Source organism: Pseudomonas sp. PSB11 (assembly GCF_014596605.1).
GTDB lineage: Bacteria > Pseudomonadota > Gammaproteobacteria > Pseudomonadales > Pseudomonadaceae > Aquipseudomonas > Aquipseudomonas umsongensis.
This window is the reverse complement of sequence record NZ_NOIO01000020.1, coordinates 51,448-71,296: the sequence shown is the minus strand read 5'-3', so window position 1 is coordinate 71,296 and position 19,849 is coordinate 51,448. Positions and strand designations below refer to the sequence as shown.

17 protein-coding genes are annotated in these 19,849 nt (G+C 61.5%); 8 read left to right on the top strand and 9 right to left on the bottom strand.

The genetic code is table 11. The annotated features are described in order from the left end of the window. The first annotated feature begins 135 nt into the window (after window positions 1-135). Both CGA21_RS21215 and lpxH read left to right on the top strand, forming a co-directional pair. Window positions 136-642 (top strand): peptidylprolyl isomerase, encoded by a 507-nt coding sequence (locus CGA21_RS21215; RefSeq protein ID WP_027614639.1) that lies wholly within the window; start codon window positions 136-138, stop codon window positions 640-642. After that, window positions 639-1,391 (top strand): UDP-2,3-diacylglucosamine diphosphatase, encoded by a 753-nt coding sequence (lpxH, locus tag CGA21_RS21210; protein WP_110754349.1) that lies wholly within the window; start codon window positions 639-641, stop codon window positions 1,389-1,391. Before CGA21_RS21215 ends, lpxH begins: the two co-directional genes overlap by 4 nt. A gap of 127 nt (window positions 1,392-1,518) precedes the next feature. On the opposite strand, the gene CGA21_RS21205 is transcribed toward lpxH, so the two are convergent. The 4 genes from CGA21_RS21205 to CGA21_RS21190 form a co-directional block, all read right to left on the bottom strand. Beyond that, window positions 1,519-3,048, bottom strand: coding sequence for a DHA2 family efflux MFS transporter permease subunit (locus CGA21_RS21205; RefSeq protein ID WP_188264982.1), 1,530 nt, complete (start codon window positions 3,046-3,048; stop codon window positions 1,519-1,521). Window positions 3,049-3,275: 227 nt separating this feature from the next. After that, on the bottom strand, window positions 3,276-4,478 hold the full coding sequence (locus CGA21_RS21200; RefSeq protein ID WP_110754353.1) for an efflux RND transporter periplasmic adaptor subunit: 1,203 nt from the start codon (window positions 4,476-4,478) through the stop codon (window positions 3,276-3,278). Between the two features lie 15 nt (window positions 4,479-4,493). Further along, window positions 4,494-5,963 (bottom strand): efflux transporter outer membrane subunit, encoded by a 1,470-nt coding sequence (locus CGA21_RS21195; protein WP_110754355.1) that lies wholly within the window; start codon window positions 5,961-5,963, stop codon window positions 4,494-4,496. Next, window positions 5,960-6,433: a MarR family winged helix-turn-helix transcriptional regulator gene (locus CGA21_RS21190; RefSeq protein ID WP_110754357.1), complete on the bottom strand. Its 474-nt coding sequence runs from the start codon at window positions 6,431-6,433 to the stop codon at window positions 5,960-5,962. The genes CGA21_RS21195 and CGA21_RS21190 overlap by 4 nt, the downstream gene beginning before the upstream one ends. A 237-nt stretch (window positions 6,434-6,670) precedes the next feature. Between CGA21_RS21190 and zapE the strand changes: the two genes are divergently transcribed. After that, a complete protein-coding gene (gene zapE, locus CGA21_RS21185; RefSeq protein WP_188264981.1) occupies window positions 6,671-7,801 on the top strand; it encodes a cell division protein ZapE in 1,131 nt (376 codons plus the stop codon). A 182-nt stretch (window positions 7,802-7,983) separates the two neighbouring features. Here the strand turns inward: zapE and CGA21_RS21180 are convergent, their stop codons facing one another. Beyond that, complete coding sequence (locus CGA21_RS21180; protein WP_008063883.1) at window positions 7,984-8,688, bottom strand: YebC/PmpR family DNA-binding transcriptional regulator; 705 nt, start codon at window positions 8,686-8,688, stop codon at window positions 7,984-7,986. 225 nt (window positions 8,689-8,913) lie between these two features. On the opposite strand from CGA21_RS21180, the gene CGA21_RS21175 reads away from it, so the two are divergent. Next, window positions 8,914-10,326 carry a type VI secretion system Vgr family protein gene (locus CGA21_RS21175; protein WP_188264994.1) on the top strand — a complete coding sequence of 471 codons (1,413 nt, stop codon included), beginning with the start codon at window positions 8,914-8,916 and terminating at the stop codon, window positions 10,324-10,326. A gap of 4 nt (window positions 10,327-10,330) precedes the next feature. On the opposite strand, the gene CGA21_RS21170 is transcribed toward CGA21_RS21175, so the two are convergent. Next, window positions 10,331-11,656 carry an MFS transporter gene (locus tag CGA21_RS21170; RefSeq protein ID WP_188264980.1) on the bottom strand — a complete coding sequence of 442 codons (1,326 nt, stop codon included), beginning with the start codon at window positions 11,654-11,656 and terminating at the stop codon, window positions 10,331-10,333. A gap of 268 nt (window positions 11,657-11,924) precedes the next feature. On the opposite strand from CGA21_RS21170, the gene CGA21_RS21165 reads away from it, so the two are divergent. Next, window positions 11,925-12,797 carry a LysR family transcriptional regulator gene (locus tag CGA21_RS21165; protein ID WP_188264979.1) on the top strand — a complete coding sequence of 291 codons (873 nt, stop codon included), beginning with the start codon at window positions 11,925-11,927 and terminating at the stop codon, window positions 12,795-12,797. A gap of 104 nt (window positions 12,798-12,901) precedes the next feature. Here the strand turns inward: CGA21_RS21165 and CGA21_RS21160 are convergent, their stop codons facing one another. Continuing rightward, window positions 12,902-13,765: a LysR substrate-binding domain-containing protein gene (locus CGA21_RS21160; RefSeq protein WP_020800255.1), complete on the bottom strand. Its 864-nt coding sequence runs from the start codon at window positions 13,763-13,765 to the stop codon at window positions 12,902-12,904. Window positions 13,766-13,874: 109 nt separating this feature from the next. Between CGA21_RS21160 and CGA21_RS21155 the strand changes: the two genes are divergently transcribed. From CGA21_RS21155 to CGA21_RS21145, 3 genes are all read left to right on the top strand, one after another. Then, window positions 13,875-14,984: a 2-aminoethylphosphonate--pyruvate transaminase gene (locus CGA21_RS21155; RefSeq protein WP_188264978.1), complete on the top strand. Its 1,110-nt coding sequence runs from the start codon at window positions 13,875-13,877 to the stop codon at window positions 14,982-14,984. A 152-nt stretch (window positions 14,985-15,136) separates the two neighbouring features. Next, window positions 15,137-15,964 carry a phosphonoacetaldehyde hydrolase gene (phnX, locus tag CGA21_RS21150; protein ID WP_110754367.1) on the top strand — a complete coding sequence of 276 codons (828 nt, stop codon included), beginning with the start codon at window positions 15,137-15,139 and terminating at the stop codon, window positions 15,962-15,964. A 177-nt stretch (window positions 15,965-16,141) separates the two neighbouring features. Beyond that, window positions 16,142-16,702 carry a cytochrome b gene (locus CGA21_RS21145; RefSeq protein WP_033043194.1) on the top strand — a complete coding sequence of 187 codons (561 nt, stop codon included), beginning with the start codon at window positions 16,142-16,144 and terminating at the stop codon, window positions 16,700-16,702. 11 nt (window positions 16,703-16,713) lie between these two features. Here CGA21_RS21145 and CGA21_RS21140 read toward each other — a convergent pair whose 3' ends face one another. Beyond that, window positions 16,714-17,673, bottom strand: a complete 960-nt coding sequence (locus CGA21_RS21140; protein ID WP_411157082.1) for a 1-aminocyclopropane-1-carboxylate deaminase/D-cysteine desulfhydrase — start codon at window positions 17,671-17,673, stop codon at window positions 16,714-16,716. Window positions 17,674-17,795: 122 nt separating this feature from the next. Then, window positions 17,796-19,835, bottom strand: coding sequence for an FAD-dependent oxidoreductase (locus CGA21_RS21135; protein ID WP_110754369.1), 2,040 nt, complete (start codon window positions 19,833-19,835; stop codon window positions 17,796-17,798). Window positions 19,836-19,849 lie beyond the last annotated feature (14 nt).

Below are 19,849 nucleotides of genomic sequence, written 5' to 3'. Positions count from 1 at the left end.
ATAGGCTGTAAATAAAAAAACAGCCTCGAAATTCGTGCCTGTCACGCTAAACTGCGCACCTTGGCCGAAGCAGGCTGAACCGGTTGTGGGGCTGAATGTCCCAGATCCACGAATTCCTCATAAAGAGTAGCGATCATGACTCAAGTCAAACTGACCACCAACTACGGCGACATCGTCATCGAACTGGACGCGGAAAAAGCGCCAATCACCGCTGCCAACTTCATCGAATACGTTAAAAAAGGTCACTACGAGAACGTCGTGTTCCACCGTGTGATCAAGGGTTTCATGATCCAGGGCGGCGGTTTCGAGCCTGGCATGCAGGAAAAGAAAGACAAGAGCCCGAGCATCCAGAACGAAGCCGACAACGGTCTGAAGAACGAGAAGTACACCGTCGCCATGGCGCGCACCATGGATCCGCATTCGGCATCGGCGCAGTTCTTCATCAACGCCACCAACAACAGCTTCCTCAACCACACTGCCAAGACCGCTCAGGGTTGGGGTTATGCCGTGTTTGGTAAAGTCGTTGCGGGCACCGACGTAGTCGACAAGATCGAAGGCGTTGCGACCACCTCCAAGGCCGGTCACCAGGACGTGCCTAAAGACGACGTGATCATCGAGAAAGCCGAGATCATCGAAGCGTGATACTGCTGATTTCAGATTTACATCTGGAAGAGGAGCGCCCGGACATTACCCGGGCGTTTCTGGATTTGCTTGCCGGGCGCGCCCGCTCGGCGAGTGCGTTGTACATCCTGGGCGACTTTTTCGAGGCGTGGATTGGCGACGACGCCATGACCCCTTTCCAGCGTTCCATCTGCCAGGCCCTGCGCGAATTGAGCGACAGTGGCACGGCGATTTTCCTGATGCACGGCAATCGCGACTTCATGCTGGGCAAGGCCTTCTGCAAACAGGCCGGCTGCACCCTGCTCAAAGATCCGAGTGTCGTGCAGTTCAACGGCGAACCCGTGCTGCTGATGCACGGCGACAGCCTCTGCACCCGCGACGAAGCCTACATGAAGCTGCGTCGCTACCTGCGCAACCCGATCACCCGGTTCATCTTGCGGCATCTGCCGTTAAGCACCCGGCATAAGCTGGCTCGCAAGCTGCGCAGTGAAAGCCGGGCGCAGACGCGCATGAAGGCCAATGACATTGTCGATGTCACGCCCGAAGAGATTCCACGGATCATGCAGCAATATGGCGTGAAAACCCTGATCCACGGGCATACTCATCGTCCGGCCATTCACAAGTTGCAGATCGGCGATCTGGCGGCCAGGCGCATCGTGCTGGGGGATTGGGATAAACAGGGTTGGGCGTTGCAGGTGGATGACAGCGGGTTTGCCCTGGCACCATTTGATTTCACCCCGCCGCCGCAGTTGCCAGCTCCCACAATCTAACGACCAAACACAATCCCCCCTGTGGGAGCGAGCCTGCTCGCGAAGAGGGCCTGACAGTCAACACAGATGTTGGCTGACAGATCGCCATCGCGAGCAGGCTCGCTCCCACATTTGACCGCATTCCAGATCAGTGGCCGCTCGCAGCAGGCCCCGCCTTCGCCGCAAACGGCGGTTTCGCCAGCCATACGATCAGGATCAACCCCATGAACGCCCACCCCAGCAGCGTGAAGTAGTCCACGGTGGAGAGCATGTATGCCTGGCTGGTCAATACATGGTCGAGCTGCGCATATGCCGGGTTGCTCGCGCCCCCCAGTGCATGCAGGGCCTCGCGGGTTGCAGGCTCGTAGGTGCTGATGCTTTCGCTCATGTAGGCATGGTGCTGGTCTGCCCGGCGAATCCAGATCCAGGTGGTCAACGACGCGGCGAAGCTGCCGCCCAGGGTCCGCAGAAACGTCGCCAGGCCCGCACCATCGGCGATCTGGCTCGGCGGCAGGTCCGACATCAGGATGCTCAGGGTCGGCATGAAGAACAACGCCACGCCAATGCCCATGAACAACTGCACCAGGGCGATGCGCTGGAAGTCCACTTCGCTGGTAAAGCCGGCACGCATGAAACAGCTCAAGCCAATCGCCAGGAATGCCAGGCCCGCCAACAAGCGCAGGTCGAACTTGTGCGCGTATTTGCCGACAAACGGCGACATCAGGACCGGCAGAATGCCAATTGGCGCCACCGCCAAGCCGGCCCAGGTTGCCGTATAACCCATCTGGGTTTGCAGCCATTGCGGCAGGATCAGGTTGATCCCGAAGAATCCGGCGTACCCCAACACCAGCACCAGGGTGCCGATGCGGAAGTTGCGGTGGGCGAACAGGCGCAGATTGACCACCGGGTGTTGGTCGGTCATTTCCCAGATCACGAACACCGCCAGCGCAATCACCGAAATGGCCGCACCGATGAGAATGAAGCTCGATTCGAACCAGTCCAGGTCATTGCCCTTGTCGAGGATCACCTGCAACGCCCCGACGCCAATGACCAGGGTGATCAAACCGACGTAATCCATCGGCTGATGGCTGGTGACCACCGGCCGCGCCTTGAGCTGCGAACGCACGACCATGACCGCGAAGATCCCGATCGGCACGTTGATGAAGAAGATCCACGGCCAGCTGTAACTGTCGGTGATCCAGCCGCCGAGGATGGGCCCTGCAATCGGCGCGACCACCGTGACCATCGCCAGCAGCGCCAGGGCCATGCCGCGCCTGGCGGGCGGATAAACGGCGATCAGCAGCGTCTGGGTCATCGGGTACAACGGTCCCGCCACCAGGCCTTGCAGCACCCGAAAGCCGATCAGCTCCGGCATCGATGTGGAAATACCGCAGAGAAATGAGGCCAGCACAAACAGAACGGTCGCCCACAGGAACAGCTTCACCTCGCCGAACCGCCGGCTCAGCCAGCCGGTCAGCGGCAACGCGATGGCGTTGCTCACCGCGAAAGACGTGATGACCCAGGTGCCCTGCTCCGAACTCACCCCCAGGTTGCCGGAAATGGTCGGCAACGCCACGTTGGCGATCGTGGTGTCGAGCACCTGCATGAAGGTCGCCAGCGACAGGCCGATGGTGCTCAGCACCAGGCTGGGGGGCGTGAATGACGCGTTATTGCTCATCGCGAATCCTTTGATACTCAAGTTGCGCGGCGCCCGCTACAGGCGCAGCTGCCCCCTGTGGGAACAAGCCTGAGTGGTGAGGGGATTTATCCCCGTCCGACTGCGAAGCAGTCGCAAAGCCAGTGCATGCGGTATATCTGACATTCCTAATTGCAGGCTTTGGGGCCGCTGCGCGACCCAACGGGGATGAATCCCCTCGCCACACAGGCTCGCCCGCAAATTCGGTATCAGCGATGCGCGGTCTTGCTCACCGCGGCGCTGTTGTCGTGGATCAATTGCGTGATCATGGCATCGGCCTCGGTTAACTGTCGGTCATAGATGGCGGTGCTGAACGAAGCCTTTTGCGGCGGCTGCTGCGCCAGCACCGGGCCGCTCTGGTCACGCAGGTTCACATCGACCACGGTCGACAGGCCAACGCGCAGTGGATGCTCGGCCAGCTCCTGGGCGTTGATATGAATCCGCACCGGCACCCGCTGCACGATCTTGATCCAGTTGCCAGTGGCGTTCTGCGCCGGCAGCAAGGCAAACGCGCTGCCCGTGCCAGCGCCAAGGCTGTCGATGTTGCCGCTGTATTTCACGCTGCTGCCGTAGAGATCGGTTTCGATCTCCACCGGCTGGCCGATACGCATGTCACGCAGCTGGGTTTCCTTGAAGTTGGCGTCGATCCACAATTGATCCAGCGGAATCACCGCCATTAGCGCCTCCCCCGGCTGCACTCGCTGCCCCAATTGCACGGTGCGCTTGGCCACGTAGCCGGTGACCGGCGCGATCAGGGTGCTTCGGGCGTTGTTGAGGTAGGCCTGACGCAATTGCGCAGCGGCGGCCATTACGTCCGGGTGCGATGAAACCACGGTGTCATCGACCAGTGCGGCGGTGGTCTTGAGCTTTTGTTGGGCGGTGGCCAAGGCGTTTTGGGCCGAGGTCAGGTCATCACGGGCGTGGGACAGTTCCTCTTGGGAAATCGCCCCACCAACGGCGAGATTTTTCCGCCGGTTGAAGTTGTCCTGGGCTTTTTGCACTTCGGCTTGTTGCGCGTTGACCTGGGCTTTCATGCCGTCGACGTCGCTGTACAAACCGCGAACCTGACGCACGGTGCGGGCCAGATTGGCCTGGGCACTTTGCAAACCGACTTCGGCGTCGTTCGGGTCGAAGTTCACCAGCACCTGGCCTTCGTGGACCAGATCGCCATCGTCGGCGCCGATGCTGACGACGGTACCGGTAACCAGCGGGGTGATTTCCACCACGTTGCCATTCACATAGGCATCGTCGGTGCTTTCGCTCCAGCGTCCGTAAAATTCGTGATAGGCCCAGACGCTCGCGCTGCCCAGCGCGACCACCACCGCCAGGGCCAGCAGCATGAACTTGCGCTTGCCCGAATCGGGATTGGCCGGGGTGTTTTCAGTGGTCGGCGTTGTATCGGCAGTGGCCATGACAAATTCCTTGAATTATTGGGTCAGCGTGGCTGGCGCGGTATTGGCCGAGGCAATGGCCTCTGGCTGGAAACCGCCGCCCAGCGCCTGTATCAGCTGGATCGACAGGTCGATCTGCTCCGCATTCAGGTTGGCCAATTGGCGCTGGGCCTGGAGCAACTGCTGCTCGATGCTGAGCACGTCCAGATAGTTACCGATGCCGGAACCGTAGCGCTGGACCACGGTGTTGTAAGAGTCCTGGGCGATGTCGGTGGCGTGTTGCTGGGCCGCGATCTGGCGACCGATGTCACGCAACTGGTTGATGCTGTCGCTGACGTCGCCCAGCGCCCTGACCAGGGTTTTGTTGTACTGCGCCACCGCCAGGTCGTAGTCGGCGTCGCGGGAATCGAGGTCGGCGCGCAGGCGACCACCGTCAAAAATCGGCACGGAAATCGTCGGTGCGACATTGAAGAAGCGGCTGGCCGAACCAAACATCGCATCCCCCAGTAATGATTCGGCACCGGCCGCGGCGCTGAGGTTCAAGTTCGGGTAGAACTGGGTTTTGCCGGCATCGATAGTCTTGCTCGCCGCCTCGACCCGCCAGCGCGCGGCCACCAGGTCAGGACGACGTCCGAGCAGTTCGGCTGGCAGCACCGACGGCAAGGCCACGGCACCCGGCTTGAGAATGTTCGGTCGAGCGACTTCGTTGCCGCGATCCGGGCCTTTGCCAAGCAGCACGGCCAGGGCGATCCTGGCGCTTTGCAGGCGCTTTTCGGCATCGATCAAATTGGCTTCGGAAGTGGCTTCCAGGCTTTCGGTCTGCTGGAACTGATACTGGCTGTCGATCCCCGAACTCAGGCGGCGCTGGCTCAGATCAAGCATTTGCCGGGTACGCTTGAGGTCTTCGGCGGACAGGTCATGGACGATGTGCGCCTGCCCCAGGTCGCTGTAGGCGCGGGCCACGTCAGCGGACAGGGTCAACTGCGCGGCTTGCTGGTCGACCTCGGCGGCACGGGCCTGCCCCAGCGCCGCTTCCCAGGCATCACGCTGACCGCCCCAGAGGTCGAAGTTGTAATTGAAGATGGCGCTGATGTTGCGCACCGTGGAGTAATTGCCACCCTGTCCCAGCGGGTCCTGGTCCCGGGCCAGACGCGAACGGCTGACGCCGGCGCTGGCATCCAGTGTCGGCATCCGCGCGGCGTCGGCGGCATAGGCCGCGGCGCTGGCCTGATGGACGCGGGCGTCGGCGATCTGCATGTCGGGGCTGTCGCGCAGGGCCTCGCGGATCAGACCGTCGAGCTGCGGATCGCCGAGACTTTTCCACCAGTCGCTTTTCGGCCAGGCCGCCGGCGACAGCGTCACGCCGCTGAGGGATTGCCCCGCCTTGAGGTTTTTTGCATCAAGGCTGACACCTTCGGTGGTCAGGCCACTGTAACTGGCGCAACCGGCCAAGCCCATGGCCAACAGAAGCAGGCTGACGCCGGTACGCAAGGTTTTCACGTTCATTGGTCACCTAACCGCTGCAGGGTGATCGAGTCACCGGCCGCTACCAGGATTTTCTTGAGAATGGATTCCAGGGTTTTCAGTTCTTCCGGCGTGATGGCTCCGGCCAGTTCATTCATGGCTTCAGAACCGATGCCCGGCAGAAGATCGGCCAGTTTCTGACCCTCGTCGGTCAGCACTAGCTGAATTTGACGACGGTCTGCCTCGGAGCGCTGGCGAGCGAGGAAACCTTTTTGTTCCAGACGATCGAGCATTCGCGTCATCGAACCGCTGTCCAGGGACAGGTGCCGGCACAGCTCACCCGGCGAATCGACGCCGAACTGGGCCATGATGATCAGCACCTTGAACTGCGCCGCGGTGATGCCGTGGGGTTCCATGTGCGTATCGATGATCCGGTCCTTGAGCAGCGCAGCGCGCCCGAGCAAGAGACCGAGGTGGCAATTATGGAAATCGTCTGGCGTGAAATGCTTCATCTGAACACCGATTAGCTGCCTAGGCAGTGAATGCATGTCGAGATATTACTGCCTAGGCAGCCAATGTCAACGTAATAGTTAGGCTGCTTAGTAATTAGTTGACAAATGGTGTCGGGTATTGCGCCTGACGTACGGCCATCGTTGCCCCTGAAACCCTCTGGAAGCGAAACTACCCAAATGGTTAAACTATGCCGCCGCGGCTCGAGGAGCCTGACTGAAGATCACGGGGACATTACAGTGGCCGCTCGACCACCCAAACATTCGCGACTTACACCGCGCTGGCCGGCGTTGCGCAGCCTCTTTGGCAAGGTAGCGACCGGGCCTGACCGCCACTGCAGGCATGCGCGGGTCATTCATGACTACTTTCATCGCCAGGCCTGTTCCCAGGGCTACACCCTCAGCCATAGCCAGCAACGGGTCATCGACTGCATGGCGCAGCACGCGTCAAGGCTGTCAGGCACGCCGGGCAATACACCGCCCGGGCTTTACCTGCACGGCGCCGTCGGCCGTGGCAAGAGTTGGCTGCTCGACGGTTTTTTCCAGGCGATCCCCATTGCCCAAAAGCAGCGCCTGCACTTCCACGGTTTTTTTGCCCGCCTGCACGAGGGCATGTTCAGCCATCGCGACCAACCGGATGCGCTGGCGACCACGCTGGATGATTTATTGAGCGATTGTCGGGTGCTGTGTTTCGACGAGTTTCACGTCCACGACATCGGCGATGCGATGCTCATCACGCGACTGTTCAAGGCGCTGTTCCACAGGGGGATCCTCCTGCTGGTCACCTCCAATTACCCGCCTGAAGGCCTGCTGCCCAACCCGCTTTACCATGCGCGCTTCAAGCCCGTGATCGACCTGATCAATGCGCGCATGCAGGTCATGGAAGTCGGCGGGCCCCACGACTATCGCAGCCAGGCCCGAACCCATGCGCACCAGCTGTTCACCCAGGGCCGCTACGTCTGGCCCGCCACGCTGGCGCAACGCCAGGCATCGAACCTGCCGGCGCCGAACGCATCGGCCATTGCCTTGGCTGTTGGCACTCGCCATCTATCGGCCCGCTACTGCGAAGGACGCGTCGTCGGTTTTACTTTCAGCGACCTGTGCGACCACCCCACAGCGGTCATGGATTACCTGGAACTTTGCCGCCGCTTCGATCACTGGATCATCGACGACCTGCCCGACCTCGCCGACTGCTCGATTGCCGCCCAGCAGCGCTTCATCAACCTGGTCGACGTCTTGTATGACCAGGACAAGCACCTGACATTGCTGAGCCAGCGCTCCCTGCGCGAAAGCCTGGGCGGTGACGCTATAGACCTGGCGCGCACGCGCAGCCGGTTGGGGCAATTGGTGGAGGTAAGGGAGGGGGTTTGAGTTGGGGGCAGGCATCTGTAGGAGCGAGCATGCTCGCGATGGTCGTCAACGATGACGCTGGGCACCTGACACCCCTCGGTGCTTTCAGGTTCATCGTCGGAACGCCGCCCGGAGCATGCTCGCTCCTACAGGTTATTCACCCGCCGTGAGGCCAGGTTTCTCAGTCGCTGTGAGGACGCAAATCAACCGGCCAGGCCGACAAACATATCCTGCACGTCATCATGGTTATCGAGCCCTTCAAGGAACGCTTCGACCTCAGCCATTTGCTCGTCGCTCAGGCCGCTGACCGGGTTCTTCGGCTGGTAGCCCAACTTGGCCGACAACACGGTGAAACCTTGCTCAGGCAGGGCTTTTTGTACCGCGTCCAGGTCCGTAGGTTCGGTCAGGAACAGCGTCGCGCCGTCTTCGCCTGGTTCGAAATCCTGGGCACCGGCTTCGATGGCGGCCATTTCCGGATCGGCATCGGGGGTGTCCGGCGAGGCCTCGATCATGCCCACGTGGTTGAAGTCCCAGGCCACCGAACCGGAAGCGCCCAGTTGGCCCTTGCGAAAAGCAACGCGGATTTCAGCGACGGTGCGGTTGATGTTGTCCGTTACGCACTCGACGATCAGCGGTACCTGATGCGGCGCGAAGCCTTCATAGGTCACGCGATGGTATTGCACGGTTTCGCCCAGCAGACCGGCGCCTTTCTTGATCGCGCGATCCAGGGTTTCCTTTGGCATCGAAGCTTTCTTGGCCTGTTCGACCACCAGACGCAGGTGTGCGTTGGTGGCGGTATCGGCACCGTTGCGCGCAGCAATGGTAATTTCCTTCACCAGTTTGCCGAAGATCTTGCCCTTGGCATTGGCTGCCGCTTCTTTGTGTTTAACCTTCCACTGTGCGCCCATTACTCACTCTCTTGTCTATGGCGCCGAAACATCTATTGGCCGACGCATGGCGCCAAGTTTATACGGCCTAAAGTTGGCAATCGACCAAAAAATCTCAGGGTCATCCAAGGATCGGCATCTTTACCGATGGTTGTAGGGCAATTCTGAAATTTCGATTGGCGATGTCCACAAGGCATGCGGGTTTCGTACTCTCTGTGGCCGTACTCCATGGTAGAAACACGTCCGATGCACAACGACAAGGAAAGTCCCTACACCCTGACACTCCTCGACGACCACCTGAGTTTGCAAGTTGTGCAGTTCAGTGGGCACGAGGCCCTCAACCAACCCTATCGATTCGATATCGAAGTGATCGGCCTGGCACCGGCCCTCAACCTTGAACGGCTGCTGCAACAATCGGCGTTGCTCGACCTTGGGCAAGGCCAGGGCATTCATGGCGTATTGCACAGCGCCAGCTGCGAACACCGGGGGCAAGGACGGGTGAGCTATAAACTGGTCCTGGTGCCGGCCCTTCAAGCGCTGGATCGATACCCATCGCGGCGGATCTTCCAGCACCTCAGCGTGCCGATGATCCTGCGCCAGCTGCTGGAAGAACATGACCTGCCCGCCGACAGCTATCGCCTGGAGCTGGCAGACGGGCATTATCCCCTGCGGCCTTTTTGCATTCAGTACGAGGAAACCGACTTGGCCTTGCTGCAGCGCCTGTGCGAGGAGGAAGGCATTCACTATCACTTCGAACACCGGCGTGACGGTCATGTACTGGTGTTGGCCGACGACAACATGAGCTTTCCCCAGGAGCCGCTGCTGATGCCTTTCCAGGGCGATGAACCAGGCGATGGCACCACGCCTGTGATCAGCGAGTTGTTCCAGCGCCATGACTCACAAGCCGTTTACCCACGAGTGGCGGCGAAAAATCGTGGAATTGCGATCGATGAAGGCGCGGCCAATCACGCTTTTTCCCACACCTGTGTACCCCGCCCTTCCCAGGAGCAACGTCATCGAGATCAACTCGAGCGCCGCGACCTGCAGCGTATGCGTTGCCAGCAATTGCAGCTCCACGGAAAAAGCAATCAGGGCCTGTTACGCAGCGCACGCATCGTGCAGATAGCCGAGCATCCCGTGCCTGGGTTCAACGACCAATGGCTGGTCTGCCAGGCACGGCATCATGGCCAGCAGGGTTCGATCCTGTCTCAGGACAGCATTGCCCGGCGTTATCACAATCAGTTCACGGCCATTCCCTGGTCGACGGTTTTTCGCCCACCCCTGGACCAGGCCAGGCCGCGCATCCCTGGCTTCCAGCCCGCCCGGGTCCATGGCCTGCCTGGGCAGCACGCAAAACAGGATGATCAAGGCCGCCTGCTGGTGACTTTGTGGCCAGGCAGGGAGGTCGATCCCAAGGCGAGCACCGGCCTCTGGCTGCCTGTCGCGCTGGCGATGTCCCCTGCCCCCGGGGAACCGAGCCAGCTGCCAATGGCCGGCAGCGACGGCTGGGTCAGTTTTCTCGACAGCGACCCCGACCGACCGGTGTTCTGCGCCAGCGGTGGGCAGCTGCGCAGCCCGCCAGCGGTACGCACCGACACCCGCCACAGCGACACCCGCCTGCTGCTCGACTGGCTGATCAATCGCACCGACCCCGAGTGACCGTTCAGGTGCGCAGGGTTTTTATGGTGATCGCCTGATTGGGCACGCGGGCCTTGTGGCTGCCTTGGCCCGCGGGGCGGCTGTTCCAGTGCGGGATGAGTACCACGGCAGAGAACAATGCACAGCCGGCAAAGACGATGAAGACGGTAACGCTGTCGAAGTAGCCTGGCAGCAACCCACCGAGAATCGCCCCGACCGAACCGCAACCGTTGACGAACCCCGCTGCCGTGGCACCCGCCTTGGCGGTGCCGAAGTCGATGGCGGCCGCACCGCTGATCATCGAGTCAGGTCCGTAGAGCGTCAGGCCCATGACGAACAGCAAGGCCACAACCAGCACCACGCTACCGCTGTGCAGCGCACCCATGAAAAACCCCAGGGACACGGTCAATGCCAACAGGCTCAGCACGCAGGCCGGCATGCGCCGGGCGCCGAACAGTTTGTCCGAGGCCAGGCCGAGCATGATCGGCCCGAGCAAGCCGGCCAGTTCGAACGCGGTAGGAATGATCGCCGCGCCGACCTTGCCCACCGAGGGCATCTGTTCGAAAACGATCACCGGGCCCCAGAGCAGAATCGCGTAGCGCGCCGGCTTGAGCATGAAATACGCCAACCCCAGCACCAGCACCGTACGGTTGCGCAGGATGTCCTTCAACGGCTCCCACAGGCTGATCTTGCTTTGGGCATGGGCCTCCTCGACGCTCAGCTGCGGCTCTGGCTCAACCGCCGGCAAGCCGACGTCTTGCGGTGTATTGCGTTGGAAAATAAAAAACAGCACGGCGACCAGCCCAACCACCGCCGCACTGGAAATGAACGCCGCATGCCAGCTGCCGATCAGCGTATAGGCCCACCAACCGGCAAATGGCGAGGCCACCAGGCCGCCGAAGGCGTAGCAGGAACTCCACAGTCCCAGCACCTGCCCGCGCTGTTGGGCGGGAAAGAAACTGCCAAGGTTCTTGCACAACCCCGACCAACCGGTGGACTGCGCCAGGCCCTGGATCAGCATGCAGGTGGCGAAGATCGGCAAGGTGGCGAAACTGCCCATCACCAGTGCCGCTGCGGCGGAAATCAGCAACCCGCCCAGCACCACCACCCGCGGCCCGAAGCGGTCGGCCAGGATGCCCCAGGTGAATTGGCCGATGGCGTAGGCGGCCAGGTAGATCGCGTCGAGGTTGGCCATGGCCATCTTGTCGAGCATGAAGGTCGGGTCTTCGCCGATGCCGAGCTTGGCCACGGAAAATGCTTTGCGGGTGAAGTAGAAAGCGGCGTAGGCAAGCCAGGTGATCGCGAAGATCTGCACGCGCCAACGTTTGAGGGTGCCGATGTGCTGGTTCATTGTGGTTCTGACCTCAGGGTATGAGTGTGCCGGCAGATCTGAAAGAAAACGCCTGTGTTCTTATTGTTGAGCACTGCGAAATCACCTTGTCCCTGTGGGCGATTCCGGTCAGATGAGTCCTGTGTCCTGCACGCAAGGGCTCATGGCATCCGCGCTAATCGACCGAGCAGTCACGGAACCTGAGATGAATAGAAACAATTACTGATTAATAAGTGAAATCGCTTTATCGTATTTCCAAAATAAGCGCAGCTTGTTACTGGAGATTCCCATGTCGGTTTCCCACGCCCAACTCAAAGCCTTCCATGCCGTGGCCGTGCATGGCAACTTCACCAAAGCCGCCGAACGGTTGTTTCTCACCCAGCCTGCGATTTCCGACCAGGTGCGCAAACTCGAAGAACGCTACGGTGTTTTGCTGTTCCACCGCAACAAACGCTCGGTACGCCTCACCTATCTGGGCGAGCGCTTGTTGAGCGTCACCCAGAAACTGTTCGTGATCGAAGCCGAGGCCCAGGAATTGTTGCAGGACTCCCAGGCATTGCAGACCGGCAGCCTGATTCTGGCGGTGGATGCGCCAGTGCATGTACTGCCACAGATCGCGCGCTTCTGCGAACGCTACCCCGGCATCAGCGTGAAGATCGAAACCGGCAACACCGACGAGTCGCTGTTCCGATTGTTCAATTACCAGGCCGACCTGGCGTTGCTCGGTCGCGAGGTGAGCGACGAACGATTGATCTCGCTGCCGCTGCGCAATGACCCGATGGTGGCATTCGTGTCGCGCAATCACCCGTGGGCGGATCGCCAATCCATCACCCTCGCGGACCTGGATGACACGCCGCTGGTATTGCGCGAAATCGGTTCGGTGACCCGTCAGACCCTGGAAGAAGAAATGGCCGGGGCGGGGTTCCGCATTCGCCCGGCGATCCAGGTCGAGGGTCGGGAAGCCGCCCGTGAGGCGGTGGTGGTGGGAATCGGGATTGGCGTGGTCTCGGCGGCTGAATTCGGCGCCGACTCACGGGTATGCGCGTTGCCGATCACCGATTGCAAACGGCGGTTGACGGAAACGCTGGTGTGCTTGCGCGAACAGAGCTCGCGGCGGATTGTGGCGACGTTTTTGGAGATGGTTCGCGAAAGTCTGGTGTAGGCAGGCCAGGCCCCTTCGCGAGCAGGCTCGCTCCCACAAGGGATTTGTGTCGCACACAAAACCACTGTGGGAGCGAGCCTGCTCGCGAAGGCAGACGAGTCGGTCTACCTGGAAGGCGCCAAGCCGAAAAACGCCTGGATCAAACGCAAGTCCCGCCGCCGCTCCATGCACCCCATCATGTGCCGATTGACCAACCCCTCCCCGATGATCGGCACCGCCGCCACCCGCGGGTCATGGCTGACCTCCACCGACGACACCACGCCCACGCCCAGCTCGGCAGCGACCGCCTCGGTCACCGCTTCGCGGCTGTCCAGCTCCAGCAACACCCGCGGATTGACCTTCGCCTGTACGCAGGCGTCATCGAAGGTACGCCGGGTGATCGAACTCGGTTCACGCAACACCATGATCACCTGGTCCAGATCCTTGAGCGGTACGCCTTTGGTGCGCCGCGCCCAGGGATGCCCCTCGGGTACCAGCGCGCATATCCGCGATTCGCTCAGGGCCTGCAAGTGCAGGCCCTTGCGCGGTTCGACCTCGGTCAGTACCGCCACGTCGGCATGCTCGGACAACAACGCCGCCAGGGTTTCCTGGGCATTGCCCAAGCGCAGGTTCACGGTGATCCCCGGATAACGCGCACGCAGGCTCGCGAGCATCGGCATGACCATGTGCGGACCGTCCGCCGCCACTTCCAGGCGCCCGGTCAATAACTGCCGGTTGGCCTCCAGCATCGCTTGCGCTTCTTCGGCCAGACCAAACATCGCCCGGGTGATCGCCGCCAGTCGGGTGCCCTCCTCCGTCAGCTCCACCCGTCGCGCGGTGCGGCGCAACAGGGTGATCTGGTAGTGCTCCTCCAGCGCCTTGATGTGCCCGGTGACCGCCGGCTGGCTGATGAACAGTCGAGCAGCGGCGCGAGTGAAGCTGCCCTCACGGGCCACGGCATCGAAGGCACGGAGCTGAAACAGGTTCATGAATAAGTCTCACTGATGGCTGGCATAACGACAAACAATTTGATTGATAGCTCGGCAAATTGCAATTTAAGCCCCGTAGCTTGATCCCATCGATTGCGAGGACACGAGAATGAGTACTGCCGCCCCCATCCTGCTCACCCCCGGCCCGTTGACGACGTCGGCCCGCACCCGCCAGGCGATGATGGTTGACTGGGGTTCATGGGATGACCGATTCAACCAGTTGACCGCCAGCCTGTGCGACCAACTGCTGGCGATCATCAACGGCGCGGCCAGCCACCACTGTGTGCCCCTGCAAGGCAGCGGCACCTTCGCCGTGGAAGCGGCGATCGGCACGCTGGTGCCACGCGACGGCAAGATCCTGGTGCTGATCAACGGTGCCTACGGCAAGCGCCTGGCGAAGATTTGCGAAGTGCTGGGCCGCTCGTTCAGTACGTTCGAGACCGCCGAAGACGAACCGACCACCGCTGCCGACGTCGACCGCCTGCTGCGGGCCGACGATGGCATCACCCACGTTGCCCTGATTCACTGCGAAACCAGCACCGGCATCCTCAATCCGCTGCCGGAAATCGCCCAGGTGGTCGCGCAACACGGCAAACGCCTGATCATCGATGCCATGAGCTCCTTCGGCGCGCTGCCGGTGGACGCGCAACAGGTGCCGTTCGATGCGCTGATCGCCGCTTCCGGCAAATGCCTGGAAGGCGTACCGGGCATGGGGTTCGTTTTCGCCCGCAAAGAATCCCTGGCCAACGCCGCCGGCAACTCGCACTCCCTGGCGATGGACCTGCACGACCAGCACACCTACATGGCCAAGACCGGGCAATGGCGCTTCACCCCGCCGACCCACGTGGTCGCCGCGTTGCACGAAGCCCTGCTGCAATACAACGAAGAAGGTGGCCTGCCAGCCCGCCACCAGCGCTACGCCGCCAACTGCCAGGCCCTGATGGAGGAGATGGCCGCGCTGGGCCTGCGCAGCTTCCTGCCGGCCGCCATCCAGGCGCCGATCATCGCGACCTTCCATGCACCGAAAGATCCGCGCTATCAGTTCAAGGCGTTCTACGAGCGGGTCAAGGCCAAGGGTTACATCCTCTACCCCGGCAAGCTGACCCAGGTCGAGACGTTCCGCGTCGGCTGCATCGGCCATGTGCAACCTTCGCAAATGCGCGAAGCCGTGGCGGCGATTGCCGAGGTGCTGCGCGAGATGGAAGTCCTCGAGATCTAACCTCCACCACTTTCCCCTGTGGGAGCGGGCTTGCTCGCGAAAGCGTCCTGGCATTCAACGATGATGTCGACTGACACTCCGCCTTCGCGAGCAGGCTCGCTCCCACAAAAAGCAGCTCTCCATTTAGCCAGTTGCCACAGGACTTGATCACCATGAACTACACCACCCCAACCAAACTGCAAGCCGCCATCCTCGACTGGGCCGGCACCGTGGTCGACTTCGGCTCGTTCGCACCAACGCAGATTTTCGTCGAGGCGTTCGCCGAGTTCGACGTCCAGGTCTCCATTGAAGAAGCCCGTGGCCCGATGGGCATGGGCAAGTGGGACCACATCCGCACCCTGTGCGATCAGCCGCAAGTCGCCGAGCGCTATCGCAAGGTATTCGGCCGTACGCCCACCGACGCTGACGTCACCGCCATCTACCAGCGTTTCATGCCACTGCAGATCGAGAAAATCGCCGAACACTCGGCGCTGATTCCCGGCGCCCTGGACACCATCGCCAACCTGCGCCAACAGGGGATCAAGATTGGCTCCTGCTCCGGCTATCCGAAACAGGTCATGGATAAAGTCGTCGAACTGGCCGCCACCAACGGCTACGTGGCCGACCACGTGGTCGCCACCGACGAAGTGCCGAACGGCCGTCCATGGCCAGCACAGGCATTGGCCAACGTGATCGCCCTGGGCATCGACGATGTCGCCGCTTGCGTGAAGATCGACGACACCGTACCGGGCATTCTCGAAGGCCGTCGTGCCGGCATGTGGACCGTGGCGCTGATCTGTTCGGGCAACGCGCTGGGGCTGGACTATGAAGGCTATCGCGCCCTGGACAGCGACACGCTGGACAGCGAACGCAAGCGCATCCACGCCTTGTTCGAAGGTTCGCGCCCGCACTACATGATCGACACCATCACCGACTTGCCAGAAGTGATTGCCGACATCAACAAGCGCTTGGCCAAAGGCGAGATGCCGCAAACCAATTGACTCACCGCCCCCCTTTGTAGGAGCTGCCGCAGGCTGCGATCTTTTGATCTTAAAAAGTCAAAAGATCGCAGCCTGCGGCAGCTCCTACAGAGCATTCAGCGTCAAATAGCCTCAGGCAAACCCGGTGAAACAGGATTACAGTTAACGGTGGTTACACCCCCCTGTGAGGAACACCGTATGCCGTGGAAAAATTCCGACTCGCGCTACAGCACCGTTTCGATCGCGCTGCATTGGTTGATGCTGGTCCTGCTGGCATTGGTTTACGCCTGCATCGAGCTGCGCGGCCTTTTTCCCAAGGGTAGCGGTGGTCGAACGCTGATCGTGGAGTCGCACTTCATGCTTGGCCTGACCGTATTCGTGCTGGTCTGGCTACGCTTGTTCGCCCGCAGCCTCGGCCCGGCACCGCAGATCTTCCCAGCCTCGCCCCAGTGGCAAACCATGCTGGCCAGATTGATGCACTGGGCGCTGTACATCTTTATGATCGTCATGCCCATACTGGGTTGGCTGGTCACCAGCGCCAAAGGTAACCAGGTGATGTTCTACGGCTTCGACCTGCCCCTTTTGATCGCGCAGGACAAAGACCTGGCCAAGCAGATCCAGGGCTGGCACGAACTCGGTGGCACCATCGGCTACTGGCTGATCGGCCTGCACGCCGTCGCCGGGCTGTATCATCACTATGTGGTGGGCGATAACACCTTGTTGCGGATGATGCCCAAGCGGGTGAACAGGGACACTTGAGATCACCCGTATCAGGCTTGTGGATTGAAACCCCGCAGGCCTTGCAAGCCGCCCGTGTGAATAAAGATCAGCCGCGTACCCGGGGCAAACTTCCCCGCCTCGACCTGCTGCCTGAGCGCCAGCAATGCCTTGCCGGTGTACAGCGGTTCCAGGGCAATGCCGCTGGCTTGTTCGGTCCGCGCGATGAATTCGAGTAACGGCGGGTCAACCTTGGCAAAGCCTCCACGGCTGGCGTCGAACAGTTCATAAGACGAATGATTCACGCCCGCCTCCTCCACAATCCTTGCGACCTGCTGTGCCACGCCATGATCACCGGGCACCGCCAGGGCGCCATAGACCGGGTGCTCTCCCGCCTCGGCCAGGACCAGGCCCGCCAAGGTCGTGCCGGTTCCGCAGGCCAGCCACCAACCGTCGTAGCCGCTCCAGCCCAGTGCGTCCAGTTGCCGACAGGCCAATGCCTTGAGTTGCACGCAACCCTGTGCCCCCGGCAGCCCGCCGCCGCCTTCCGCAACCGCAAGCAGATCGGGATACTGCGCCAGCCATGGCTCCCAAAAACCCGCTTCATGCCGCGCCCGATAACCGCCATAACCAAGCCAGTGCAGTTGCATGCCCAACGCCTGCAAATCGTTCACCGTCGGCGTTTGTTGAGCATGTCCGCGCAACAGGCCGACCGTGGCGAAACCGAAACGCTTGCCGGCTGCGGCCAGCGCATGCAGGTGATTGGAATGCGCACCGCCGAGGCTGATGATGCCCTTGGCGCCTGCCTGGTCGGCTGCCTTGAGGTGTTCGGTGAGTTTGAACCATTTGTTGCCGCTGATCAGCGGGTCGATCTGGTCCAGGCGCAGGATGGCGACTTCGATGTCGGCGGTTTTGAGCCAGTCAAGATGGAGGGACTCGAGGGGCGCTTGGGGTAGCCAGTTGGAAGCAGAAGAAAACATTGGCGCCTGATTGAGCTCATGAAGAGTCAGCATTCTAGTCGCTCATAAGCAGCTATCGCGAGCAGGCTCGCTCCCACAAGGGTTCTCTGAACGACACAGATCCAATGTGGGAGCGAGCCTGCTCGCGAAGGCCATTGGCACGCGGGGCTTGCGGATTACAACTCGGCCGCCAACCGCGATCCCTGATTGATCGCCCGCTTGGCATCCAGCTCCGCCGCTACATCCGCGCCACCGATCAGATGCACGTTCTGCCCCGCCGCCACCAGGCCGTCCTGCAACTCGCGCAACGGGTCCTGCCCTGCGCAGATCACGATATTGTCCACCGCCAGCACCTGCGGCTCACCGGTTTCGCCGATGCGGATGTGCAGGCCTTCGTCGTCGATCTTCAGGTACTCGACACTGTTGAGCATCTGCACCTTCTTGTTCTTCAATCCGGTGCGATGAATCCAGCCAGTGGTCTTGCCCAGGCCGTCGCCGACCTTGGATTTCTTGCGTTGCAGCAGGAACACTTCGCGGGCCGGCGCATGGGGGGCTGCCTTGATCCCGGCGACACCGCCGCGTGCTTCAAGGTGCGTATCGATGCCCCACTCCTTCCAGAACTCATCGCGGTTCAGGCTGGTGGCCTGCCCCTGGTGAACCAGGAACTCCGACACGTCGAAACCGATACCGCCGGCACCGATCACTGCAACACGCTTGCCCACTGGTTTGCGCTCAAGCAGCACGTCCAGGTAGCTCAGCACCTTGGCATTGTCCACGCCCTCAATCGCCGGCAACCGCGGCGCAATGCCGGTGGCCAGGATGATCTCGTCGTAGCCGCCCTCGACCAGCTTTGCCACATCGACACGGGTGTTCAGGCACACCTCGACGTTGGTGGTTTGCAGCTTGCGACCGAAATAACGCAAGGTCTCGAAGAATTCTTCCTTGCCCGGCACCCGCTTGGCGACGTTGAACTGACCGCCGATTTCGCTGGCCGAATCAAACAGCGTCACTTCGTGGCCACGCTCGGCCGCCACGGTCGCGGCGGACAGGCCGGCAGGCCCGGCACCGACCACGGCGATTTTCTTGACCTGCTGCACCGGCACATAGTTGAGTTCGGTTTCGTGGCAGGCACGCGGGTTGACCAGGCAACTGGTCAACTTGCCGCCGAAGGTGTGGTCCAGGCACGCCTGGTTGCAACCGATGCAGGTGTTGATTTCATCGGCGCGACCTTCCGCAGCCTTGTTGACGAAGTCCGGGTCGGCCAGGAACGGCCGCGCCATGGAAACCATGTCGGCATCGCCTTCGGCAAGGATCTGCTCGGCGACTTCCGGGGTGTTGATGCGGTTGGTGGTGATCAGCGGAATGTTCACCGAGCCGCGCAGCTTGGCCGTGACCTTGCTGAAGGCCGCGCGCGGCACTTTGGTGGCGATGGTTGGAATCCGCGCTTCGTGCCAGCCGATACCGGTGTTGATGAGCGTCGCACCGGCCTGCTCGATGGCCTTGGCCAACAGCACGATTTCTTCCCAGCTGCTGCCGCCTTCGACCAGGTCGAGCATCGACAGGCGGAAAATGATGATGAAGTTCGGGCCAACCGCCTCGCGTACGCGACGGACGATTTCCACCGGCAGGCGCATGCGGTTTTCGTAGCTGCCACCCCAACGGTCGGTGCGGTGGTTGGTGTGAGCGGCAAGGAACTGGTTAATGAAATAACCTTCCGAGCCCATGATCTCGACACCGTCGTACTCGGCCTGCTGGGCCAGGGTCGAGCAGGTGACGAAATCGCTGATCTGCTTCTCGATGCCTGCCTCGTCCAGCTCCTTGGGCTTGAACGGGTTGATCGGCGCCTGGATGGCGCTTGGCGCGACCTGTTTCGGGCTGTAGGCGTAACGACCGGCGTGCAGGATCTGCATGCAGATCTTGCCGCCCGCCTCATGCACCGCGCGGGTGACGATGCGGTGCTTGAGCGCTTCTTCCTCGGTGGTCAGCTTGGCTGCACCGGAATACACACCGCCCTCGTCGTTCGGACCGATACCGCCAGTGACCATCAAGCCGACACCGCCACGGGCACGCTCGGCGAAATACGCCGCCATGCGCTCGAATCCACCGGGCTTTTCCTCAAGGCCGGTGTGCATCGAACCCATCAGGGTGCGGTTGCGCAACGTGGTGAATCCCAGGTCCAGCGGGGCCAACAGGTGCGGGTAATGAGCGGCGGTCATCGGTAACTCCACAG

Coding starts and splice junctions, on each gene's coding strand:
- CGA21_RS21215 (WP_027614639.1), top strand. CDS start 136: ATGACTCAAGTCAAACTGACCACCAACTACGGCGACATCGTCATCGAA.
- CGA21_RS21205 (WP_188264982.1), bottom strand. CDS start 3,048: ATGAGCAATAACGCGTCATTCACGCCCCCCAGCCTGGTGCTGAGCACC.
- CGA21_RS21200 (WP_110754353.1), bottom strand. CDS start 4,478: ATGGCCACTGCCGATACAACGCCGACCACTGAAAACACCCCGGCCAAT.
- CGA21_RS21195 (WP_110754355.1), bottom strand. CDS start 5,963: ATGAACGTGAAAACCTTGCGTACCGGCGTCAGCCTGCTTCTGTTGGCC.
- CGA21_RS21190 (WP_110754357.1), bottom strand. CDS start 6,433: ATGAAGCATTTCACGCCAGACGATTTCCATAATTGCCACCTCGGTCTC.
- CGA21_RS21180 (WP_008063883.1), bottom strand. CDS start 8,688: ATGGGCGCACAGTGGAAGGTTAAACACAAAGAAGCGGCAGCCAATGCC.
- CGA21_RS21175 (WP_188264994.1), top strand. CDS start 8,914: ATGCACAACGACAAGGAAAGTCCCTACACCCTGACACTCCTCGACGAC.
- CGA21_RS21170 (WP_188264980.1), bottom strand. CDS start 11,656: ATGAACCAGCACATCGGCACCCTCAAACGTTGGCGCGTGCAGATCTTC.
- CGA21_RS21165 (WP_188264979.1), top strand. CDS start 11,925: ATGTCGGTTTCCCACGCCCAACTCAAAGCCTTCCATGCCGTGGCCGTG.
- CGA21_RS21160 (WP_020800255.1), bottom strand. CDS start 13,765: ATGAACCTGTTTCAGCTCCGTGCCTTCGATGCCGTGGCCCGTGAGGGC.
- CGA21_RS21155 (WP_188264978.1), top strand. CDS start 13,875: ATGAGTACTGCCGCCCCCATCCTGCTCACCCCCGGCCCGTTGACGACG.
- phnX (WP_110754367.1), top strand. CDS start 15,137: ATGAACTACACCACCCCAACCAAACTGCAAGCCGCCATCCTCGACTGG.
- CGA21_RS21145 (WP_033043194.1), top strand. CDS start 16,142: ATGCCGTGGAAAAATTCCGACTCGCGCTACAGCACCGTTTCGATCGCG.
- CGA21_RS21140 (WP_411157082.1), bottom strand. CDS start 17,673: ATGCTGACTCTTCATGAGCTCAATCAGGCGCCAATGTTTTCTTCTGCT.
- CGA21_RS21135 (WP_110754369.1), bottom strand. CDS start 19,835: ATGACCGCCGCTCATTACCCGCACCTGTTGGCCCCGCTGGACCTGGGA.